Annotated in this window: 18 protein-coding genes; 9 read left to right on the top strand and 9 right to left on the bottom strand. The window is 34.0% G+C overall.

The window, feature by feature from the left end:
• The first annotated feature begins 87 nt into the window (after nucleotides 1-87).
• From INR76_RS11225 to INR76_RS11210, 4 genes are all read left to right on the top strand, one after another.
• Nucleotides 88-1,521, top strand: a complete 1,434-nt coding sequence (locus tag INR76_RS11225) for an ATP-dependent RecD-like DNA helicase (RefSeq protein ID WP_223108056.1) — start codon at nucleotides 88-90, stop codon at nucleotides 1,519-1,521.
• A 76-nt stretch (nucleotides 1,522-1,597) separates the two neighbouring features.
• Complete coding sequence (kdsB, locus tag INR76_RS14040) at nucleotides 1,598-3,412, top strand: 3-deoxy-manno-octulosonate cytidylyltransferase (RefSeq protein WP_223110013.1); 1,815 nt, start codon at nucleotides 1,598-1,600, stop codon at nucleotides 3,410-3,412.
• 26 nt (nucleotides 3,413-3,438) lie between these two features.
• Nucleotides 3,439-3,966, top strand: a complete 528-nt coding sequence (locus tag INR76_RS11215) for a 1-acyl-sn-glycerol-3-phosphate acyltransferase (protein ID WP_223108055.1) — start codon at nucleotides 3,439-3,441, stop codon at nucleotides 3,964-3,966.
• A 99-nt stretch (nucleotides 3,967-4,065) separates the two neighbouring features.
• Entirely contained in the window at nucleotides 4,066-5,079 is a 1,014-nt protein-coding gene (locus tag INR76_RS11210; protein ID WP_223108054.1) for a hypothetical protein, read from the top strand.
• Between the two features lie 72 nt (nucleotides 5,080-5,151).
• On the opposite strand, the gene INR76_RS11205 is transcribed toward INR76_RS11210, so the two are convergent.
• The 5 genes from INR76_RS11205 to gcvT form a co-directional block, all read right to left on the bottom strand.
• On the bottom strand, nucleotides 5,152-5,877 hold the full coding sequence (locus tag INR76_RS11205; protein WP_223108053.1) for a YebC/PmpR family DNA-binding transcriptional regulator: 726 nt from the start codon (nucleotides 5,875-5,877) through the stop codon (nucleotides 5,152-5,154).
• 80 nt (nucleotides 5,878-5,957) lie between these two features.
• Nucleotides 5,958-6,239: a 4a-hydroxytetrahydrobiopterin dehydratase gene (locus tag INR76_RS11200; protein WP_223108052.1), complete on the bottom strand. Its 282-nt coding sequence runs from the start codon at nucleotides 6,237-6,239 to the stop codon at nucleotides 5,958-5,960.
• Nucleotides 6,240-6,242: 3 nt separating this feature from the next.
• Nucleotides 6,243-7,103, bottom strand: coding sequence for a sugar nucleotide-binding protein (locus INR76_RS11195; protein WP_223108051.1), 861 nt, complete (start codon nucleotides 7,101-7,103; stop codon nucleotides 6,243-6,245).
• 12 nt (nucleotides 7,104-7,115) lie between these two features.
• A complete protein-coding gene (locus INR76_RS11190) occupies nucleotides 7,116-8,030 on the bottom strand; it encodes a glutaminase (RefSeq protein ID WP_223108050.1) in 915 nt (304 codons plus the stop codon).
• A 1-nt stretch (nucleotide 8,031) separates the two neighbouring features.
• A complete protein-coding gene (gcvT, locus tag INR76_RS11185) occupies nucleotides 8,032-9,114 on the bottom strand; it encodes a glycine cleavage system aminomethyltransferase GcvT (RefSeq protein ID WP_223108049.1) in 1,083 nt (360 codons plus the stop codon).
• A 165-nt stretch (nucleotides 9,115-9,279) separates the two neighbouring features.
• On the opposite strand from gcvT, the gene INR76_RS11180 reads away from it, so the two are divergent.
• Both INR76_RS11180 and hutH read left to right on the top strand, forming a co-directional pair.
• Nucleotides 9,280-10,827 carry an NAD(P)H-hydrate dehydratase gene (locus tag INR76_RS11180; protein ID WP_223108048.1) on the top strand — a complete coding sequence of 516 codons (1,548 nt, stop codon included), beginning with the start codon at nucleotides 9,280-9,282 and terminating at the stop codon, nucleotides 10,825-10,827.
• A 60-nt stretch (nucleotides 10,828-10,887) separates the two neighbouring features.
• A complete protein-coding gene (gene hutH, locus INR76_RS11175; RefSeq protein ID WP_223108047.1) occupies nucleotides 10,888-12,402 on the top strand; it encodes a histidine ammonia-lyase in 1,515 nt (504 codons plus the stop codon).
• Here the strand turns inward: hutH and INR76_RS11170 are convergent.
• Together INR76_RS11170 and INR76_RS11165 are read right to left on the bottom strand one after the other, a co-directional pair.
• Nucleotides 12,399-12,776, bottom strand: coding sequence for a hypothetical protein (locus INR76_RS11170; RefSeq protein WP_223108046.1), 378 nt, complete (start codon nucleotides 12,774-12,776; stop codon nucleotides 12,399-12,401). The genes hutH and INR76_RS11170 overlap by 4 nt on opposite strands.
• 87 nt (nucleotides 12,777-12,863) lie before the next feature.
• A complete protein-coding gene (locus INR76_RS11165) occupies nucleotides 12,864-15,416 on the bottom strand; it encodes an ATP-dependent Clp protease ATP-binding subunit (RefSeq protein WP_223108045.1) in 2,553 nt (850 codons plus the stop codon).
• A 259-nt stretch (nucleotides 15,417-15,675) separates the two neighbouring features.
• Between INR76_RS11165 and gyrA the strand changes: the two genes are divergently transcribed.
• Entirely contained in the window at nucleotides 15,676-18,222 is a 2,547-nt protein-coding gene (gene gyrA, locus INR76_RS11160) for a DNA gyrase subunit A (RefSeq protein ID WP_223108044.1), read from the top strand.
• Nucleotides 18,223-18,235: 13 nt separating this feature from the next.
• A complete protein-coding gene (locus INR76_RS11155; protein WP_223108043.1) occupies nucleotides 18,236-19,501 on the top strand; it encodes a lipopolysaccharide assembly protein LapB in 1,266 nt (421 codons plus the stop codon).
• 52 nt (nucleotides 19,502-19,553) lie between these two features.
• On the opposite strand, the gene INR76_RS11150 is transcribed toward INR76_RS11155, so the two are convergent.
• A complete protein-coding gene (locus tag INR76_RS11150; protein WP_223108042.1) occupies nucleotides 19,554-20,303 on the bottom strand; it encodes a C40 family peptidase in 750 nt (249 codons plus the stop codon).
• Nucleotides 20,304-20,333: 30 nt separating this feature from the next.
• Nucleotides 20,334-21,512 (bottom strand): acetyl-CoA C-acyltransferase, encoded by a 1,179-nt coding sequence (locus tag INR76_RS11145; RefSeq protein ID WP_223108041.1) that lies wholly within the window; start codon nucleotides 21,510-21,512, stop codon nucleotides 20,334-20,336.
• A gap of 160 nt (nucleotides 21,513-21,672) precedes the next feature.
• On the opposite strand from INR76_RS11145, the gene INR76_RS11140 reads away from it, so the two are divergent.
• Nucleotides 21,673-23,718: an HD family phosphohydrolase gene (locus INR76_RS11140; protein ID WP_223108040.1), complete on the top strand. Its 2,046-nt coding sequence runs from the start codon at nucleotides 21,673-21,675 to the stop codon at nucleotides 23,716-23,718.
• Nucleotides 23,719-23,751: the final 33 nt, after the last annotated feature.

The following is a 23,751-nucleotide window of genomic DNA, read 5'->3' as shown; positions in this document are numbered from 1 at the left end:
GCAAATCTACAATTTTTTTTTGTTCGTAAAACTATAATATAAAAAAATCATCACTATTGTTAAAACTCTTATGTTTGCAAATAGACTATGGATACATCTAGATTTTACACTCTTTTAAAGCACGATTTTCCACATCAAACAACTACAAAACAAGACATTGCCTTACAGTTATTGGCTCGTTTTGCAGTTGAAAAAAATGATGATCAGCTTTTTTTGCTGAAAGGTTACGCAGGTACCGGAAAAACTACTATTGTTGGTACTTTGGTTAAAAATCTGTGGAAATTAAAAAAATCCTCTGTCTTGTTAGCACCTACCGGTCGTGCTGCAAAGGTAATTAGTAACTATTCAAAAAAAGAAGCATTTACCATCCATAAAAAAATCTATTATCCTAAAGCTGAAAAAGGAGGTGGTGTATCTTTTAGATTGCAACCCAATAAAAGCCGAAATGTTATTTTTATTGTAGATGAAGCATCTATGATACCAGATATAAATCAAGATGCAAAACTCTTTGAAAATGGTTCTCTACTAGATGATTTAATGCAATACGTGTACAGCGGTCATAATTGCAAACTCTTATTAATTGGTGATACCGCTCAATTACCACCCGTAAAGTTAACATTAAGTCCTGCGCTTGATAAGAAAACACTAGAGCTTCAATATAATAAAGATGTAATTGAACTAGAACTTGATGAAGTAGTAAGGCAACAAAAAGACAGTGGCATATTAATGAATGCCACTCGTTTAAGAGAACGCCTAGACGATGGTTTTTTTGAAGACTTTAAATTTTCCCAAGCACCATACCCAGAAGTTATAAGACCGCAAGATGGTCAAGAATTAATGGATGCCATTAATGATAGTTATAGCACTTTAGGCAATGAAGATACTGTAATAATTGTACGTTCTAATAAACGGGCAAACTTGTATAATCAAAATATTAGAAACCGTATCTTATTTCAAGATGCTGAATTGGCAGCTGGTGATTATCTAATGGTTGTAAAAAACAACTATCATTGGGTAAAGCCTAATAGTGAAGCTGGATTTATTGCCAATGGTGACATTATAGAAGTTTTAGAAATTTTCAGCTTTAAAGATTTATATGGTTTTCGTTTTGCTGAAGTTCTTATAAAAATGGTTGATTACCCAAAAATGAAACCAATAGAAACTGTCTTATTACTAGACACCCTTACTTCTGAAACGCCTTCATTATCTTATGAAGACTCCAATACCTTATACCAAGAAGTACGTAAAGATTATGCTTCAGAAAAATCAAATTATAAAAAGTTTTTGGCTGTAAAAAACAACAAATATTTCAATGCCCTACAGGTTAAGTTTTCATACGCAATTACCTGCCATAAATCTCAAGGGGGACAGTGGAATACAGTTTTTGTAGAACAACCCTATTTACCCAACGGTATCGATAAAGAATATTTACGTTGGCTTTATACAGCCATCACACGTGCTACAGAAAAATTGTATTTAATAGGGTTTAAGAACGAGTTTTTTGAAGAAGAGAATTTCTAAAACATATCGCAAAAAATGTATAATTCCATTACATTTGAACTTCTTATAAAACAATAATACCTTGAAAGTAATAGCAATGATACCTGCGCGCTATGGCGCATCACGATTTCCCGGAAAACTTATGCAAGATTTGGGAGGAAAACCGGTGATTGTTCGCACCTATGAAGCTGCCAAACAAACCAACCTCTTTGATGAAGTATATGTAATCACCGATAGCGATATTATTTTTACTGAAATTGAAAATAATGGCGGTAAAGCAATTATGAGTAAAAAGAAACATGAGAGCGGAAGTGATCGTATAGCCGAGGCAGTAGAAAATATGGATGTTGACATTGTGGTTAATGTACAAGGAGACGAACCCTTTACCAGTAAAAAGGGGCTTAAGCAAGTACTAGATGTTTTTAATGGCGATGATGCAGATGTAATTGATTTGGCATCTTTAATGACTGAAATTGATGACTGGAAAGAAATAAGTGATCCAAATTGTGTAAAAGTATTAGTTGATAAAGATAATTTTGCTCTTTATTTTTCAAGATCGCCAATACCGTATCCAAGAGATAAAAATGCAGATGTTCAATATTACAAACACAAAGGTATTTATGCTTTCAGAAAAGAGGCGTTGATGGATTTTTACAAATTACCAATGCGTCCTTTAGAAAGCGTAGAAAAAATAGAGTGCTTACGATATCTAGAATATGGAAAAAAAATAAAAATGGCAGTATCAAATACTCAAGGTGTTGAGATAGACACTCCCGAAGATTTAGTTGAAGCAAATAAAATGCTACAAGAAAAAGATAAAACTAGCATAAATAATAAGTTTAGAAACTTTCCAATGGTTCCCAAAGTTGTTTTTGGTGCGGGAAGTTTTAATCAGTTATCTGAAATACTTTCAGCAAAACGTCAAAAAAACAGTCCTTTTATCTTTTTAGTTGATGATGTCTTTAAAAATGATGCTTCTTTGATTGACCGTATTAAATTACGATTTAATGACAAGCTCATATTTATTTCGGCAGAGGAGGAGCCTAAAACATCTCAAGTAGATAAACTTGTAAAAGAAATTACTTCAGAATTTACAAAAAAACCTTCAGGAATAATTGGCATAGGTGGTGGTACAACAATGGATATTGCAAAAGCTGTCTCCATTATGCTTACCAATCCCGGAAGCGCTGCAGATTATCAAGGGTGGGATTTGGTAAATAAAAAAGCTATTTATCACGTAGGTATTCCTACAATATCAGGCACAGGAGCAGAAGTTTCTAGAACAACCGTTCTATCTGGCCCGGTTAGAAAATTAGGGATTAATAGTGATTTTACTCCTTTTGATCAAGTAGTATTAGACCCAGAACTTACCAAAGGTGTTCCAAAAAATCAATGGTTTTATACCGGAATGGATTGTTTTATCCATTGTGTTGAATCTTTAAATGGAACGTTTTTAAATGCTTTTAGCCAAAGTTATGGCGAAAAGGCCTATGATTTGTGTAAAGAAATATTTTTGGACAATACCATTTCAGATGAAGAAAGTAGAGCCAAACTCATGATGGCATCTTGGCACGGAGGCATGAGTATTGCTTATTCTCAGGTAGGTGTAGCTCATGCTATGAGTTATGGACTTTCTTACGTTCTTGGCACAAAACATGGCATTGGTAATTGTATTGTTTTTAATCAGCTTGAAGAGTATTACCCTACTGATGTAGCCTTATTTAAAGAAATGGTTACAAAACATACTATTGAAATACCTCAAAATGTGTGTAGCAATCTTACTGAAGACCAACTTAACAAAATGATTGACATAGCTTTAAGTCTTGAGCCGCTTTGGGAAAATGCTTTAGGAAAAGACTGGAAAGAAATAATGACACGCCAAAAATTACAGTCATTGTATTTAAAAATGTAATATTAAATTTTGAAAATAATTAATGCATGGGAATAACCAGATTTATTTTTTTCAAAATATTAGGGTGGAGCATTCAAGGCAAATTTGATCCTTCTATAAAAAAATCTGTTGTCATTGTAGTACCTCATACCAGTTGGCATGATTTTTACATAGGCGTATTTGCAAGACGCATATCAAAAACACAAATTAATTTTATTGCTAAAAAGGAATTATTCAAACCACCTTTTGGGTGGTATTTTAGATGGATGGGCGGAGCACCATTAGACAGAACTCCCGGACAAAAAAAAGTAATTTCCATAGCAAAAGTGTTTGATGCTCACGATGAATTTAGACTAGCACTAGCCCCCGAAGGAACAAGAAAAAAAGTAGACACATGGAAAACCGGATTCTACTACATTGCAAAAACAGCCAATGTACCCGTAATTCCTGTTGCTTTTGATTATAAAACTAAAACTGTTTTTATAAACAAAGCATATTATCTTACCAATGATGTGGTAAAAGATATTAAAAACCTAGAGCTTTATTACACAAATATATCTGGAAGAGTTAAATAAAACTTATAATTAATAATTCGTTGTTAAAGTTTGGTTAACTGCGGCTTTACAGCTTGAATACTGATGATATTAAGTTATATATTAGTCAAAAATTTAATTATGAAACATTTAAAATATTTATTTCTAGGAGTATTAATAATGGGACTTTATTCATGTTCAGATGATGATCCGGTTATTAGTGATGATGATAATGATACACCACAAACTGTATTAGCTAGATTATTTGTAACAAGCAATACAAGTGATATTATAACCGAATTAGATTTTGTAGCAGGAACGGGTATTGTACCTAAAAACTTTACAACAGGATCTAATGATAATGAAGGAATTTTTTATGACAAAGAAAATGACTTTTTGGTTCAAGCCTCAAGAAGTCAGTCGGTATTAAATTCTTATTCCAATATAGAAAGTACCGAAGGCGGGAGCACACTTAATTTACAGTTTTCAAGTAATCCGGTTTTAGAAAGCCCAAGAGATCTGGCCGTGAATAATGAATTTTACGTAGTATCTGACAACGCAAACGATAATGGTAGATTTTTTGTTTTTACTAAAGATGATACATCTTTTACTTTACGCAATACCATTACTGTAAATTTTCCTGTATGGGGAATTGAGTTTATAGGTGATGATCTCTACGTAGTTGTTGATAAATCGAGTGACATAGCTGTTTTTAATAACTTTCTAAGTGCTACCTCAGATAACACATTAGAACCTAACAAAAGAATTACTATTGAAGGAATTAATAGAACTCATGGTATAGCATACGATGACGGTACATTAGTATTAACTGACATTGGTGATGCTGAAAATGATTCAGATGGTGGTTTTCAAGTAATTTCCAATTTTCAATCAAAATTTGACATTGTTGAAAACGGTGGCACGTTAGGATTAATTGGTGATCAAGTAAGAGTATCTGGTTCTTTTACAAAATTAGGAAACCCAATTTCAGTTGAGTATGATAAAGAGACGCGTTCAATTTTTATTGCTGAAAGAGCAAATGAAGGCGGAAAAATATTAATTTTTGACACTATTGAAGCGGGTGGAAACCTAACTCCTTCTTTTGAAATAAACCTAGAAGGTGCATCTTCATTACATTTTGTAGATAACGATTAACAGTTTACTAATTGAAATTAAAAAGCCGCTAAGTGATTAGCGGCTTTTTTATATAGTGAATGTTTCTTAAAGTTAATCTTCAGAAGAAACTTCTTCCATAGTATGATATACATTTTGCACATCATCATCTTCTTCAATTTTTTCTAATAGTTTTTCAACATCTGCTGTTTCTTCTTCAGAAAGTGATTTTGTAACTTGTGGAATACGCTCAAAACCTGATGATAATATTTCGATATTGTTAGCCTCTAAGTAAGACTGAATTGCTCCAAAACTTTCAAAAGGTGCGTATATCATAACACCGTCTTCATCTTCAAATATTTCTTCTACACCGTGGTCTATTAACTCAAGTTCTAGCTCTTCCAGATCCATTCCTTCTCCATTAATTCGAAAATTACAAGTATGATCAAACATAAATGCAACAGAGCCAGATGTACCTAAATTACCATCACATTTATTAAAGTACGACCTTATATTTGCTACAGTACGGGTATTATTATCGGTTGCTGTTTCAATTAAAATTGCGATTCCGTGAGGAGCATACCCTTCAAATAAAACTTCTTTGTAATCGCCCTGACTTTTATCACTGGCACGTTTAATAGCGCGCTCAATGTTGTCTTTTGGCATATTAACTGCCTTTGCGTTTTGTATAACTGCACGTAGCTTTGAATTGGCATCTGGATCGGGTCCGCCTTCTTTTACAGCCATAACAATATCTTTACCAATACGTGTAAAGGCTTTGGACATAGCTGCCCAACGTTTCATTTTTCGTGCTTTTCTAAATTCAAAGGCTCTTCCCATAGTTTTAAAATTTGGACTACAAAAATAGAAATTTGCCTGAATAGAAAAACTTTTTTTTCATATTGGCAAAAGCTGTGTTTTTAGCCTAAAATAGTATCAATTTCCTTTGCTAGCTCAAAGTCTTTATCGGTAACACCGCCTGCATCGTGTGTCGATAATGAAATGTTTACTGTATTGTATACATTATGCCAGTCTGGATGATGCTGTAATTTTTCTGCTTCAAAAGCAATACGCGTCATAGCCGAAAAGGCTTCTTTAAAATCTTCAAATTCAAAAGCAGTGTGTATGGCATTATCATCATATTCCCAACCTTCAAAATTGGCTAGTTTTTGTTGAATTTCTTCTTCATTATAAGGTTTCATATCTCAATTTTTAAATGTTATAATCTCTTCGTTAAGTGTACAAGCGTTGATTACTTCAGAAACTGTTATTTGTAATGTTTCAGGTAATGTATTGTCTCTTGGTAAAATTGCTCTGTATAAGTCATTATTACTACTATACACTTTCTTAAAGATAGGCATTTTGCGCCCAATTTTTGCAGCAATTTCAGTAAAAAGGTCATCATGATGAATCACATCATTACTTGTTAAATGATAAATTCCTGTATGGTTTTTATTAATAATATAATGTACTTGTTGTGCAATTTTATCTTCTGTTGTTACACTTACTATATGTTTTGGGTACACTTCAAAAGCAGCGTTGTGCTTCATAGATTGTCTTAGCTGAACTATAGTGGGTGAATTAACACCGAGAACAATTGGTAGTCTCAAAATAGTTGTTTGAGAAGGTATTTGTTCTTGTAAAATTTTTTCTGCTGAAATTTTAAACCTTCCGAAGCTATTTTCAGGAATAGGCTTATCATATTCATATGCAGGAAACTGGCGTTGGCCACTAAATACTTCGGCAGATGATAAATATAAAATTGTACTGTCTGGAAATTGTTCTGCATACAAACAAATGTCACGGAGCATTTTTAATTGATCAATGTAATTTCCAGCAATAGCAACTATTATATAGCGAGGCATAGTTGCTTCTAGTATTGGTTTTATTGAGTCTTCTTCTACACAAAATCGATAAAATACTTGATTGTTTTTATATGCAGTTTTTTGGTTACAATAGGTACCAAAGACGTCAAAGTAGGAGAGAAGGTCTTTATAAATTGCATTACCTATAAAGCCACTTGCCCCCAGAATAAGAACCCTGTTATGTATAGTTTTGGTACTCAAAATAAATGATGATTAAAAAATGGAGCGCTTAGTTTGTGTAGTAAAAAGTTCTAAGGCTTGCATTCCAAGGTAAGAATTTCCTTTTTCATTTAAACCAGGAGCCCAGCAAGTAATAGTAAACTCATTTGGTAACAAAGCAGCAATACCACCACCTACGCCACTTTTACCGGGAAGACCAACTTCAAAGGCAAATTCGCCTGCTTCGTCATAAAAACCGCAAGTAAGCATTATAGCATTTATTCTTTTTACTTGATTAAGCGTAAGGTGTGCAGTGTTCCTCATACATTTTCCTCTATTTGCAAAGAGATAAAAAGCATTTGACAACTGTTCACAAGTCATTTCAATTGAGCATTGATGAAAATAAAAATCTAAAACATCATCAACTTCATTTTCCAAGTTATCAAATGACTTTAAAAGATTGGCTGCAGCATAATTATTAAAACCGGTTTCAGCTTCGCTGGAAGCTACTTTTTCATTATAATCAATCGTTTGGTCATTTGTAAGATCGCGTACGTATTGAAGAAAATCTTCTTTTGGGTTATCTAAGTGTGACAGTAAAATATCTGCAATTACGATAGCTCCGGAATTTATTAAAGGATTTCGAGGGATTCCTTTTTCTAGTTCCAAAAGCGACATATGATTAAAAGGATTTCCTGAAGGTTCAACATCAACGCGCTCAAAAATCTTATTTCCCACAAGCGGAACTGCTCTAGAAAGTGTCAATACTTTTGAAATACTCTGAATTGAAAAGGGTTTATCCCAATCTCCAGAACCATATTTTTCACCGTTAACCATATTTAAATACATTCCAAAATTATCTTCGTGAACCGTTGATAGTTCTGGAATGTAAGAAGCTACTTCACCCTTAACAGCAGAGTGCTTTAAGCTATTGGTTATAGTATCTAATATGGCTTGGTAATCTATCATATTATCCTTTGTAAAAAGGTGGTTTTACAACCGTAGCCGGAACAGCTTTTTTTCTAATTTGAATAAAAACTTCATTACCTATTTTACTATATTCCTTACCTACATAACCTAGTCCTATTCCTTTGTTTAGAGATGGTGACATGGTTCCGCTAGTTACGTGCCCTATTTTTATTCCTTCTGCATCAACAATATCATATCCTTGACGTGGAATACCACGTTCGGTAAGCTCAAATCCTATAAGTTTTCTGGTTACACCTTCTTCTTTTTGTTTTTTAAGCGCTTCAGAATTTATAAAGTCGTGATTAAATTTTGTTATCCATCCCAAACCGGCTTCAATAGGAGATGTAGTATCGTCAATATCATTTCCGTAAAGGCAAAAGCCCATTTCTAAACGAAGCGTGTCTCGTGCAGCTAGTCCTATTGGTTTAATACCAAAATCTGCTCCTGCTTCCAATACTTTTTTCCAGATTTTCTCAACTTCGGTGTTTTTACAGTAAATTTCAAATCCGCCACTTCCTGTATATCCTGTAGCACTAATGATTACATATTCTACTCCTGCAAAGTCTGAAACCTTAAAGTTATAAAATTTAATAGCACTTAAATCTTCTGAAGTTAAACTTTGCATAGCTTCAACGGCTTTTGGCCCTTGAATAGCAAGAAGAGAATAGTCTTCAGAAACATTTTGTAAATCTGCTTCCATAGTATTATGAGAAGTAATCCAGTCCCAATCTTTTTGAATGTTTGAGGCGTTTACAACCAACAACCATTTTTCGGCGTTAAAACGGTAAATAATTAAATCATCTACAATCCCGCCTTTATCATTTGGTAAGCATGTGTACTGCGCTTGACCGTCTACAATTTTTGAAGCATCATTGGTTGTGATTTTTTGAATTAATTCTAAAGCATTAGGACCAATAACCAAAAATTCACCCATGTGAGAGACATCAAAAACGCCCAAATTTTTCCGAACATTTTCATGTTCAATAGTTACGCCTTCATATGAAACAGGCATATTGTATCCTGCAAACGGAACCATTTTGGCTCCTAATTGCTCGTGAATGTGGGAAAGTGCAGTGTTTTTCATTTGTAAATAAACTTTTGCGCAAATGTATTACAATCTAGACAAGGTAACGAACTATTTACTTGATTGTTTTTAACAGTAATAGATAAATGGTTTTTCAATCGTTTCTTTATGGTACTTTTTTTACAATAGTTATCTTTACGTACTACTTCAAAAAAAAATATTATCGTGAAACTATTTTCTGCAGCACAATTAAGCGAAGCTGATAAAGTAACAACCCAAAAACATAACATTTCCTCATTAGATTTAATGGAACACGCAGGAACGCAAGTATTTAATTGGTTGCACCAGCGCTTGCAAGGTGCAAAAGTACCCATTCATATTTTCTGCGGAATAGGTAATAATGGCGGTGATGGTCTTGTAGTTGGGCGTTTATTGATTGAACAAGGTTATACAGTAAAAATTTATATCGCAAATTTTACTGATAAACGGTCAAAGTGTTTTTTAATCAATTATGGTCGAATAAAAAAAATTACAAATGACTGGCCTTTATTAATGACTTCTGAAGACGATTTTCCTGAAATCAAAAAAGAAGACATTATAATTGATGCATTATTTGGCATTGGGCTTAATCGTCCGCCAGAAGGATGGTTAAAACCACTTATTCAACATATAAACACTAGTAATGCATTTACATTATCAATAGATATACCTAGTGGTTTATATGCAAATAAAGCTCTTGAAGATGCTAAAGCTGTAGTACGTGCCAATCACACCTTAACTTTTCAAGCCCCTAAACTTTCTTTTTTCTTACCCGAAACAGGAAAGTTTGTACCTTTCTTTGATATAATCGATATTGGTCTAGATCCAGAATATTTATACAAAACCGAACCGCTTGCTCAATTAATAGGAAAACAACAGGCACAACAATTTTATAAACCAAGACAGGCTTTTGACCATAAAGGAACATATGGACACGCACTTATTATAGGAGGAAGTTACGGCAAAATAGGAGCACCTATTTTATCTGCTAAAGGTGCATTTAGAGCCGGTGGAGGTTTGGTCTCAGTTTACATACCCAAGTGTGGTTATTCAATTGTGCAAACAGCTCTTCCTGAAGCTATGACTATTTCAGATCAAGAAAATGAACATATAAGCAACATACAGTTTGATATAAAACCTTCTGCCATAGGTATAGGAATGGGAATTGGTACCAAACAGGAAACAGTTTCTACACTAGAAAATCTTTTTAAAACTGCAAAAACGCCAATGGTAATTGATGCAGATGCATTGAATTGCATTTCTGAACATGAACATTTATTAAATGTGATCCCAAAACACGCTATATTAACGCCACATCCCGGAGAATTAAAAAGGTTAATAGGCGAGTGGACCGATGATTATGATAAACTTGAAAAAGCAAAACAATTTTCACAAAAGTATGATATTGTTCTATTAATTAAAGGCGCACATACGATAGTTGTTTTCGGAAACAAACTTTACATAAATACCACTGGAAACCCTGGAATGGCAACAGCTGGTAGTGGAGATGTGTTAACGGGTATTTTAACCGGTTTACTTTCTCAAGGGTATGATCCCTTACTAGCATCTGTATTTGGTGTGTTTTTACACGGTCAAGCTGGAGGTATAGCCTCTCAAACAATGGGATATGAAGCGGTAATGGCAAGTGATATACTAGAAAATCTAGGTAAAGCTTATATGAGCCTCTTTGAAACTCCTGAAAAAGAAACAAATAACAATAAAAAGAAATCTTAATTGTTCAAAAATTTAAAAGCTTCAATAAATTAGTATTTTTGCAGCAAACAACCATTCCTCATGAACGAAACACATTATATAAGCAGCGAACTACTTGATTTACAGACAATACAACAAATAATAAACTCAAATAAAAAGCTTGAACTTTCTGATGAAGCTTTGTTAAATATCAAAAAATCTAAAGAATACCTAAATAAAAAAATGGAGAATAATAAAACTCCTATTTATGGTATTAACACTGGTTTTGGTTCTTTATGTAATGTAGAAATTTCTTCAGAAAACTTATCAAAACTTCAAGAAAACTTGGTAATGTCACACGCTTGTGGAACAGGTGAATACGTTCCCAAAGCTATAATCAAACTTATGTTATTATTAAAAATTCAATCATTAAGTTATGGTTATAGCGGAGTGCAATTACAAACTGTAGAACGATTGATTTGGTTTTACAATGAAGATATTTTACCGGTAATTTACACCCAAGGTAGCTTAGGAGCTTCTGGTGATTTGGCACCTTTGGCACATTTAGCACTACCACTTATTGGAAAAGGGGAGGTGTATTATGAGAATGGTCGTATTTCTTCAAAAGATTTACTTGAAAAATTTGACGTAGAACCAATCACCCTCGAAGCAAAAGAAGGATTGGCTCTATTGAACGGAACTCAATTTATGAGTGCTTACGGTATTCATATTTTATTAAAAAGTTATAAATTATGCTACTTAGCAGATTTAATTGGCGCACTTTCTATCGATGCTTTTGATTGTAATATGAGCCCTTTTGATCCTAATGTTCATTTGGTAAGACCTCACGGCGGACAAATTAAAACTGCCGAACACATTAGAGAATTTTTGGAAGGAAGTGAAATTGGAGCTAATGAAAAGAAAAATGTACAAGACCCATATTCTTTTAGATGCATTCCTCAAGTTCACGGAGCAACAAAAGATACCTTAAAGTTTGTACACAAGACGTTTAAGACCGAAATAAATTCGGTTACTGATAATCCTAATATTTTTGTTTCAGAAGATAAAATCATTTCTGGAGGTAATTTTCACGGACAACCGTTAGCATTAGCACTAGATTATTTAAGCATTGCTTTTTCTGAATTAGGTAATATAAGTGAACGAAGAACCTATCAATTGGTTTCAGGATTAAGAGGTTTGCCAGACTTTTTGGTGAACAACCCAGGATTAAACAGCGGATTTATGATACCGCAGTATACTGCTGCTAGTATTGTGAGCCAGAATAAGCAATTAGCCACACCGGCATCTGTAGACTCTATAGTTTCATCAAATGGTCAAGAAGATCACGTAAGTATGGGAGCCAATGCAGCAACTAAGGCGTTACGGATTATTGATAATATTGAAACTATATTGGCTATTGAACTCTTGAATGCATCACAAGCAATTGAATTTAGAAGGCCTAAGAAAACTTCAGAATTGCTAGAATCATTTTTAGCTTCTTTCAGAAATACGGCATCATTTGTTGAAGAGGATAGAGTATTGGCAAATGATATTCACGCATCTGTAGCGTTTATTCAAAGTTTTACAATTGACGAGGAGTTACTTTTTTCTAATTAAACTGTTGTATTTTCTACAATAGTATTAACCCAATCTATCGCTTCATCGAGAGAATGAAATTGCTCAAAAGGTTTTTTTAGGAATATCTTTTCAAAATCTGCTACAACATTGCTGTTTTGACTACCAGATACAACGGCAAAAGCAACTAGATTTTCAATTTTTGAAGTTTCAAAGTAAACTCTTGGATCTACAGAGTAGGAGTTTATTCTATGTGTTATGTAACCAAAATTTTGATTTCTATAATACTTAGTAGAAATATTCAATAATATATCGTTGTACTCTGGTTTTACTGTAATGCCTTCATCCATTACAAAAACCAAATACGTTTTATAGATACGTACAGTACCGAAATGATAAGTAATTTCAGTAATCATAAATAGATTCAATATCTTAAATATACAAAAAAAGACTGGGTTTGTAATTTTTTTACAAACCCAGCTGTTAATTAAAGCCTTTTACAACTACGATTCGGTTGTTTTTTTAGGTTTTTTAATCTTTATGGTAAGCTCTTCGGTTTTAGAGTCGAGATCCATAGTTATACTATCGCCTTCTTGAAGATTTGAATTAATAATCTCTTCGGCTAAAGCATCTTCGATATATTTTTGAATAGCTCTTTTTAATGGTCTTGCACCATATTCTTTATCAAAACCTTTATCGGCTATGTAGTCTTTTGCTTTGTCTGTTAGCGTCAAATTGTAACCAATATCTTTGATGCGTACAAATAGCTTTTCAAGCTCAATATCAATAATTTTATGAATATCTTCTCTTTCTAGAGCATTAAATACCATAACATCATCTACACGGTTTAAAAATTCTGGTGCAAATGCTTTTTTAAGAGCATTTTGAATAATACTCTTTGCGTGAGCATCTGCTTGACTTTCTTTTGCTGAAGTTCCAAAACCAACTCCTTGACCAAAATCTTTTAACTTACGCGCACCAATATTTGATGTCATAATGATGATGGTATTTCTGAAATCAATTTTACGGCCTAAACTATCAGTTAAATAACCGTCATCTAGTACTTGCAAGAGCATATTAAACACATCTGGATGTGCTTTTTCAATTTCATCTAAAAGAACTACTGCATACGGTTTACGTCTAATTTTCTCTGTTAATTGACCTCCTTCTTCATACCCAACGTATCCAGGAGGAGCACCGATAAGGCGTGATACAGCAAATTTTTCCATATATTCACTCATATCAATACGAACGAGTGCATTTTCTGAATCAAATAATTCTCTAGCTAAAACTTTTGCTAATTGTGTTTTACCTACACCGGTTTGCCCTAAGAAAATAAATGAACCAATTGGTTTATTAGGATCTTTTAATCCGGCTCTATTACGTTGAATTGCTTTTACAACTTTCCCAACGGCTTCATCTTGACCAATAACTTTACCTTTAATTCGTTCGGGTAGTGCAGCGAGTTTATTGCTTTCAGTCTGCGCGATACGACTTACAGGAATACCGGTCATCATAGAAACTACTTCGGCTACATTTTCTTCATCAACCGTTTCTTTATGAAGTTTGGATTCATTTTCCCAAATTTCTTGTTCGGTAGCTAATTCTTTTTCAAGATTTTTTTCATCATCTCGTAGTTTTGCAGCTTCTTCATATTTCTGTTTTTTAACTACAGAATTTTTAAGCTCACGTACTTCTTCAAGTTTGGCTTCAATCTTCAGAATTTTTTCCGGAACATTAATATTAGTAATATGAACACGAGAACCAGCTTCGTCTAATGCATCAATTGCTTTATCCGGAAGAAAACGCTCTGTCATATACCTGTTGGTAAGTTTTACACAAGCTTCAAGCGCAGCATCTGTATAATCAACATTGTGGTGCGACTCGTATTTATCCTTAATATTTTGAAGAATTTCTAATGTTTCATCAATACTCGTAGGCTCAACAATAACTTTTTGAAAACGTCTTTCTAGCGCTCCATCTTTTTCAATATGTTGACGGTATTCATCTAAGGTGGTAGCACCTATACATTGAATTTCACCACGAGCCAAAGCCGGTTTAAACATATTTGAAGCATCTAATGAACCTGTTGCGCCTCCAGCACCAACAATGGTGTGAATCTCATCAATAAAAAGAATGATGTCGTCATTTTTTTCTAATTCATTCATGACCGCTTTCATGCGTTCTTCAAACTGTCCTCGGTATTTTGTTCCGGCTACAAGACTTGCTAAATCTAAAGTTACCACACGTTTATCATACAAAATACGAGAAACTTTACGCTGAATAATACGCAGTGCTAAGCCTTCAGCAATAGCGCTTTTACCAACACCAGGTTCGCCAATTAATAGTGGGTTATTCTTTTTACGTCTACTTAAAATTTGTGAAACCCGCTGTATTTCATTTTCACGACCTACAACCGGGTCGAGTTTATTTTCTTCGGCCATAGCCGTCAAGTCTCTACCAAAATTATCTAAAACCGGCGTTTTTGATTTTTTATTGGCCTTTGAGCCGCCACCGGTAAAGAGATTTTCTTTGCCACCATCTGCTGCAGAAGCGTCATCATCACTAGGGAAAGATTCTGCACTTGGGCTGTCTATAAAATCTTCATCGTTTGCCATCATAAGCTTAAATTGATCTTTAACTCCATCATAATCTACTTTCATTTTTAACAATAGCTTTGTTGTTGGGTCATTTTCATTACGAAGAATGCACAATAACAAATGAGCCGTGTTTATAGACGAGCTTTGAAACAGCTTTGCTTCTAAAAAAGTCGTTTTTAAAGCGCGTTCAGCTTGACGGGTTAAGTGTAAATTCTTTTTATCGTTTGTGTTACTTTCAGTATTTGGGTTTGCCGGACTTAAAATTTCAACCTTTCTTCTTAAATGGTTTAAATCTATATCCAAAGCGCTCAATATAGAAACAGCTTTACCATTGCCATCACGTAATAGACCCAACATTAAATGCTCTGTGCCTATAAAATCATGACCCAATCGTAATGCTTCTTCTTTACTGTAAGCAATCACATCTTTTACTCTAGGGGAAAAATTATCATCCATAAATCTAAATTCCTTATACTTCTAAAAATACTAAATTACCCTTATTACGACAAATATTATACCTTATTTAAGAGTATGGTAGTAAAAGGACAAAAAAACTTACTAAAATCAAAGTTTACATGGGTATAGTTATTAACTATTTGATAGACTAAATATGTTAATAAATTAGTGAATAATAGCCTTCAAAACACTTCTAAAAAGCCTGAAAATAGTGTATATTGCTCGTTAAGATTAAAAGTAAAATTAAACTATATATTTTATGGCTGAAGGTGAAAAATTAATTCCCATAAACATTGAAGATGAAATGAAATCGGCCTACATTGATTATTCAATGTCGGTCATTGTGTCACGTGCGTTACCTGACGTGCGAGATGGGATGAAGCCCGTTCATAGAAGGGTTTTATTTGGAATGCACGAATTAGGAGTAAGATCAAACTCTTCTCATAAAAAATCTGCAAGAATTGTTGGTGAGGTACTAGGTAAGTACCACCCACACGGTGACACTTCTGTTTACGATGCAATGGTACGTATGGCACAAGAATGGAGCCTTCGCTATATGCTTGTTGACGGTCAAGGTAACTTTGGGTCTATTGATGGTGATAGTCCGGCTGCAATGCGTTATACCGAAGCACGTATGCGGAAAATTTCTGAAGATATGCTAGCCGACATAGATAAAGAAACTGTGGATCATCAATTAAATTTTGATGACACACTAGAAGAGCCTACTGTATTACCAACACGTGTTCCAGGATTACTTATTAATGGAGCCTCTGGTATTGCTGTAGGTATGGCTACAAATATGCCTCCACATAATTTAACCGAAGTAGTAAACGGAACCATAGCATACATTAATAATAATGACATTGAGGTTGATGAACTCATGGAGCACGTAAAAGCACCAGATTTTCCAACAGGTGGTATTATTTACGGCTATGAAGGAGTTAGAGAAGCATTTCATACCGGTCGTGGTCGAGTTGTAATGAGAGGTAAAGCTTCTTTTGAAGAAGTTAATGGTAGGGAATGTATTATAGTTACTGAAATTCCATACCAAGTGAATAAGGCAGATATGATTAAAAAAACTGCCGATCTTGTGAATGAGAAGAAAATTGAAGGTATTTCAAACATACGAGATGAGTCTGACCGTAAAGGAATGCGCATTGTTTATATTTTAAAAAGAGATGCCATACCAAATATTGTTTTAAACATGCTGTATAAGTATACAGCGCTTCAGTCTAGTTTTAGTGTTAACAATATTGCACTTGTAAAAGGAAGACCAGAATTACTTAATTTAAAAGACTTAATCCATTACTTCGTAGAACACCGTCACGAAGTAGTTGTAAGACGTACAGAATATTTACTTCGGAAGGCAGAAGAACGCGCTCATATTTTAGAGGGATTGATAATTGCTTCAGATAATATTGACGAAGTAATCAGATTAATACGAGCATCATCAAATGCTGAAGAAGCTCGCCAAAAGTTAATAGACACGTTTGAGTTAACCGAGATTCAAGCTAAAGCTATCGTAGAAATGCGTCTTCGTCAATTAACAGGACTAGAGCAAGATAAACTTCGCTCAGAGTATGATGAATTGATGGAAACTATTAAAGATTATAAAGATATCCTTGCAAATAAAGAACGCAGAATGGATATCATTAAAGAAGAACTTGAAGAAATTCGTGATAAATATGGAGATGAACGTCGTTCTACAATAGAGTATGCAGGAGGCGATGTAAGTATCACAGATTTAATTCCTGATGAGCAAGTAGTAATAACCATTTCTCATGCAGGATACATAAAGAGAACCTCTTTAACCGAATACAAACGCCAAAATAGAGGAGGAGTAGGGTCAAAAGCTTCATCTACACGTAATGAAGATTTCCTTGAAGATCTTTTTGTAGGCACTAATCACCAATATATGTTATTCTTTACTCAAAAAGGAAAATGTTATTGGATGCGAGTATTTGAAATTCCAGAAGGAAGTCGCCAATCAAAAGGGCGTGCAATCCAAAACCTAATTAATATTGAGCCCGACGATAAGATAAAAGCTTTTATCTGTACTCAAGACTTAAAAGATGAAGAGTATATCAATAGTCATTATGTCATAATGGCAACCAGAAAGGGTCAAGTTAAGAAAACGTCACTTGAACAATACTCAAGACCAAGATCAAATGGTATTAATGCCATAACAATTAAAGAAGGTGATGAACTTATTGAAGCAAAATTAACGACAGGCGATAGCCATGTAATGTTAGCTGTTCAATCTGGTAAAGCAATTCGCTTTGAAGAAGAAAAGACCAGACCTATGGGACGTAATGCTTCAGGAGTGCGTGGTATTCGTTTAGGTAGTGATGATGATGAAGTAGTAGGAATGGTAGCCATCAATGATGACGAATCAAACATATTGGTGGTTTCTGAAAAAGGCTACGGAAAACGATCAAACCTTGACGATTATAGAATCACCAACAGAGGAGGAAAAGGTGTAAAAACCATTAATATTACAGAAAAAACAGGTAAATTAGTGGCAATCAAGAATGTAACAGATAACGATGGTCTTATGATTATCAATAAATCTGGTATCGCTATTCGTATGGCAGTTGAAGATTTACGTGTTATGGGCCGTGCAACACAAGGCGTTAGATTAATAAAAGTAAGAGATGACGATGCTATCGCGGCAGTTGCAAAAGTTAAAAATGAAGATGAAGACATGGATGATGAAAATTTGACTGCTGAAGATGCTTCAGAAACAAAAAATGAGTCTGGCACTACTCTTGATACTAATGATGAACAAACCGAAAACAACGAATAAAAATTAAAAAACAATGAAAAAACAAATTTTATTAGCAGGATTTTTAACCATCACTGCAATAGCATTTGGTCAAAAAAGAGAAGTTAGAAAAGCAGAAAGAGCTGTTGAGTCTAACGATTACACAGAAGCTATTTCATATTTAAAAGAAGCTGAAGCAAGTTTGGCCAGTGCAGATGAAGACGTAAAATTACAATACCACCTGGTAAAAGCTGAAGCTTACACAGGAAGTGCTGGTGACAACTTTGATAAAATGAAAATGGCTTCAGACGCATTTCAAAAAGCTATGGAAATGGGCGCTGCAGATGAATATGGAAAAAGAGTTGCCGCAGTTCAGCAAAATTTAAGAGCTGCATTAGTAAATAGCGCAATTAAAGATCAAAACTCAAATAAGTTTGAAGTAGCAGCAGATAAACTTTACAATAGTTATTTAGTTAGCAAAAAAGATACATCAGATTTGTATTATGCAGCCGGAAATGCTATTAACGCAAAAAACTACGATAAAGCATTAATGTATTTTCAGAAACTTCTAGATTTAGACTATACAGGAGTAGGTAAAGAATATGTAGCTACCAATAAAGAAACAGGAGAGGTAAAAACTTTTGGTGCAAAATCTGAAAGAGATCTTATGGTAAAATCTGGTGAATTTATCAAGCCTGAAGTAAAAATGACCGAGTCTAAAAAAGGTGATATTCTTAGAAATGTAACTTTAATTTATATTGAGAATGGGGAAGAAGATAAAGCAGCCAAAGTTATGGCAGAAGCTAGAAAAGAAAACCCAGATGACCTTTCTTTAATGCAAGCTGAAGCAAACTTAGCTTACAAAATGGGTGATATGAAAAGCTACAACTCGTTAATGGAGAATATAGCTAAATCAAACCCAAACAACCCAGATGTATTTTTCAACTTAGGAGTAACCAATGCTGAAATTGGAGAAACAGAAAAAGCGATTAAGTACTATAAAAGAGCAATTGAGTTAAAGCCAGACTATACAAATGCTTTAATCAATCTTTCTGTAGCGATGCTAGCTCAAGAGAAAGATATCATCGAAAAAATGAACAACTTAGGAACTTCTAGAGAAGACAATAAAACCTATGAAAAGTTAAAGGAACAAAGACAACAAATGTATAGAGATGTTCTTCCTTATCTAGAGAAAGCTGAAGAATTACGTCCAGACGGAATAGAGATTGTAAGAACCCTGATGGATATTTATAGCCAATTAGGAGAAGATGCAAAATTCAAGCAAAAGAAAGCTAGATTAGCTGAACTGGAAGGGAAGTAAATTAACCTTCTAACTGTATAAAAAAAGCGCTTAATTAAATTAAGCGCTTTTTTTATATAACTCTTTTGATAACCCTAAGCTTGTGAGTGTGGTTTCGCACTTCATAATTAAAAATACCCGTATGATCAAGTCTATCAATACGTACCTTTCCGTGGGCGTGGATTATGTGATTATCTTCCATAATAATACCTACGTGTGTAATCAATCCTTCAGCATTATCAAAAAAGGCTAAATCGCCCGGCTCACTTTCTTCAATAAAACTAAGTGCTTCACCTTGTGTTGCTTGTTGACTAGCATCACGCAATAACTTATAGCCATTAAGTTTATAAACCATCTGTGTAAAGCCGCTACAATCAATACCAAAAGGAGTTTTACCACCCCATAAATATGGACTGTTTAAATACAAAACAGAAGTATTTATAATATTGTGTTTTTTAAGTTTTTCTGAAATAAAATTACCTTCAAACTGATGCTTTAAAAAGTTACAAGCATGTACTTGACAACCTAAAAATACAGAAAGAAGTTGGCCCTTTTCAGTGGTAATAATGTCTACCAAATCTGAAACAAACTTAGGTTTTACCTTTTTTAAGGATGTATAATCTTCTTCTGAAATAAACAAAAACTGTTTATTATCAACCCATCCTTCATAACTATCAAATAGTAAGCGTATTCGGCTCCATTTTTTACGGTGCTCCAACACTTTGAAGAGTTCACCATATAGCACCTGAGATACAAGCTCACTACTATCTGATGCTTCAGCACGAAGAGGAACAACACTTAAATTACATAAGCCGTATTTCATAGTATTTACCTAACCGAAAGCTATTAATTATTAATTTCTTTCGATTACCATTGCGCTAGCACCGCCACCACCATTACATATAGCTGCAGCACCTACTTTTGCATCATTTTGCTTAAGTACGTTTAATAAAGTTATAAGTATACGTACACCGCTACACCCAAGTGGGTGCCCTAATGAAACTGCTCCTCCGTTAACATTTACATTTGAAGAGTCAAGATCTAAAATTTTCATATTTGCCAATCCTACTACAGAAAAAGCCTCATTAAATTCAAAATAATCAACTTGATCTTTTGTTATACCAGCTTTGTCTAAAGCTTTTGGTAATGCTTTTGCCGGAGCTGTTGTAAACCATTTTGGTTCTTGAGCGGCGTCTGCATAACTTTTTATAGTTGCAAGAGGAGTTAAGCCTAACTCTTTTGCTTTATCGGCACTCATAAGTACTACTGCACCGGCACCATCATTTATTGTAGATGCGTTTGCAGCTGTAACAGTACCGTCTTTACTAAATGCAGGACGTAACGAGGTTATTTTTTCCATCTTTACGTTTTTAAACTCTTCATCTTGAGTAACCATAATAGGTTCACCGCGTCTTTGTGGTACTTCAACAGGAACTACTTCATCATCAAACTTTCCTTCTTCCCAAGCTCTTGCTGAACGTTTATAAGACTCAATAGCAAAGTTATCTTGATCTTCTCTAGAAAAATTATATTCAGTAGCACATAAATCTGCACAAACACCCATAGCATTTTGATCATAGGCATCAACAAGACCATCTTTTTGCATACCATCTGTTAAGGTTGCAGGACCAAATTTTTTACCATTACGCATATGAACGTAATGCGGGATATTACTCATACTTTCCATACCACCGGCAACAATTACCTCTGCATCACCAAGAGCAATTGACTGCGCAGCTTGCATAACAGCCTTCATCCCAGAGGCACAAACCTTATTTACTGTTGTACAAGGTACCGTATCTGGAATACCGGCACCCAAAGCAGCTTGACGAGCTGGAGCTTGACCTACACCTGCTTGTACTACATTTCCCATAAAAACTTCTTGAACCGTAGAAGGGTCCAGTTTTATTTTGTCCAAAGCGCCTTTAATGGCAGTAGAACCTAATTGAGTTGCAGAAATTGATGATAAACTTCCTAAAAAACTTCCAATTGGGGTTCGTGCTGCTGCTACTATTACAACTTCTTTATTCATGCTACTATTATTTTTGTTTATTTGTTATATTTTGCCTTACATAGCGTTGCTATCAAGGTTTGCGAATTTACGGATTTTATACTGAAATATCAATCTTTAAATGTCTTGCTTTTGGGATTAATCAACGGTTATTTATACCTTTACTTATCGAAAAATACCTATGAATAATTTTTTTGCGTTATTTTCCAAAAATCAATCCCTTATCTATAAAGGGTTTTTATTTATTCTTTCTACAGTTTTAGTTATATACCTTTTACCCAAAGGAGGACAGTTTAAATATAACTTTCAAAAAGGAAAACCTTGGCAGTATGAAAATTTATACGCCCCTTTCAGCTTTACAATAAAAAAAGATGCTGAAACGCTAGAAGAAGAAAAAGAAACTATACGTGAAAATGCTACACCTTATTTTGAGTATAATTCAGATATTGTAACAGAAAGTCAGAGTAACTACACAGAGCTGTTTAACGATGCCTTTGTAGATAGCTTATATAATGTTTCAAAACGGTCTGTAAAAAATATAGGGCTTACTATTTTAAATGATCTTTATTCAAACGGTGTCATAGATGAAGTGTATCCTTATGAAAAAGATCAACTTATCTATTTAAAAAAAGGGAATGAAGTTGAACAAGTAGCTTATTCTCATTTTTATAGAAAAGAAAATATAAAAAATAAAATATCTGAAGCACTTCCTAATACAGATTCTGTTGCAGTAAAAGCGCTGCTTCAAAAAACACTTGAACGCGCGTTACTTGCCAATGTTTCACTTAACTCAAAACTTACTGAAGCTTCCATAAAATCTGAAATTGAAGCCATAAACCCTAATAGAGGAGTTGTTGAAAAAGGCGGTAGAATTATTGCCAAAGGAGAAGTTGTAGAAGGAGATACGTATCAAATTTTGAATTCTTTAAAAGCAGAATACCAATCTCAAGTTTGGAGTAAATCAAATTATTATTGGTTAATCGCCGGGTACATTATAATAGTTTCTCTCGTATTTTTAATGCTATTTTTATTTCTGAAAAAATACCGTTCTGAAATATTCAATAACAATACAAAAGTAACTTTCATATTTTTCAATGTTATATTAATGGTTTTGCTTACAACCATTGTGGTTAAGCTAGATGCAAAATATGTATATGTAGTTCCTCTTTGTATTTTACCGCTAATATTAAAAGCATTTTTTGACCCAAGATTGGGGTTGTTTGTCCATGTACTCACCTTATTACTTTTAGGTTTTGTAGTACCCAATAGTTTTGAATATTTATTCCTTCAAATCATTGCCGGTATTGTTACCATTTTAACTGTTTCAGAATTATACCGACGCGCAAATTTATTTATCTCGGTAGGCCAAATTACGTTGGTTTATATAATAGGCTATTTTGCTTTTTTTATCTTGCAGGAAGGAAATGTACAGCTCATTATTTGGGAAAACTTTGGATATTTCATTTTGTGTGGTCTTGCAACACTTTTTGCACATCCTTTAATTTATTTGTATGAAAAAATGTTTGGCCTTGTCTCAGATGTTTCACTTCTAGAACTAAGTGATACAAATACAAAGCTATTAAAAGAATTATCAAACAAAGCTCCCGGAACTTTTCACCACTCATTAAACGTAGCAAATTTAGGAGAAGCAGCAGCAAATGAAATTGGTGCAAACTCAATGCTAGTTAGGGTAGGAGCGTTATATCATGATATCGGAAAAATGAAAAACCCAACATATTTTACCGAAAATCAAGTAAATTCAGTCAATGCTCACCAAGAATTAGACCCTAAGGAAAGTGCCAATATCATAATTGACCACGTTATTAACGGAATTGAAATAGCTCGTAAAAACAATTTACCCGATAGAGTAATTGATTTCATTAGAACACATCATGGAACTAGCCTTGTGTACTATTTTTACATGAAAGAAAAAGAGCAAGATGATGATGTAGATAAAGAAGATTTTAGATACCCAGGACCTATTCCGTTTTCAAAAGAAACTGCAATATTAATGATGGCAGATAGTGTTGAAGCTGCAAGTAAAAGCCTTAAAGAGCCAACTTCATCAAAAATTGATTCGTTTGTTGAAAAAATTATAGACGGTCAAATGGCACAAGGACAGTTTTTAAATGCAAACATCACTTTTAAAGAAATACAAACTATAAAAAAAGTGTTGAAGAAAAAGCTTAACAACATTTATCATCTGCGTGTAGAATATCCAGAATAGAAAATACCACAAACAAAAAATCCCCACTTAAAA

It is taken from the genome of Marixanthomonas sp. SCSIO 43207, assembly GCF_019904255.1.
Taxonomy (GTDB): Bacteria; Bacteroidota; Bacteroidia; order Flavobacteriales; family Flavobacteriaceae; genus Marixanthomonas.
The sequence above is the reverse complement of the archived record's forward strand: the minus strand, read 5'-3'. Positions and strand labels throughout refer to the sequence as shown.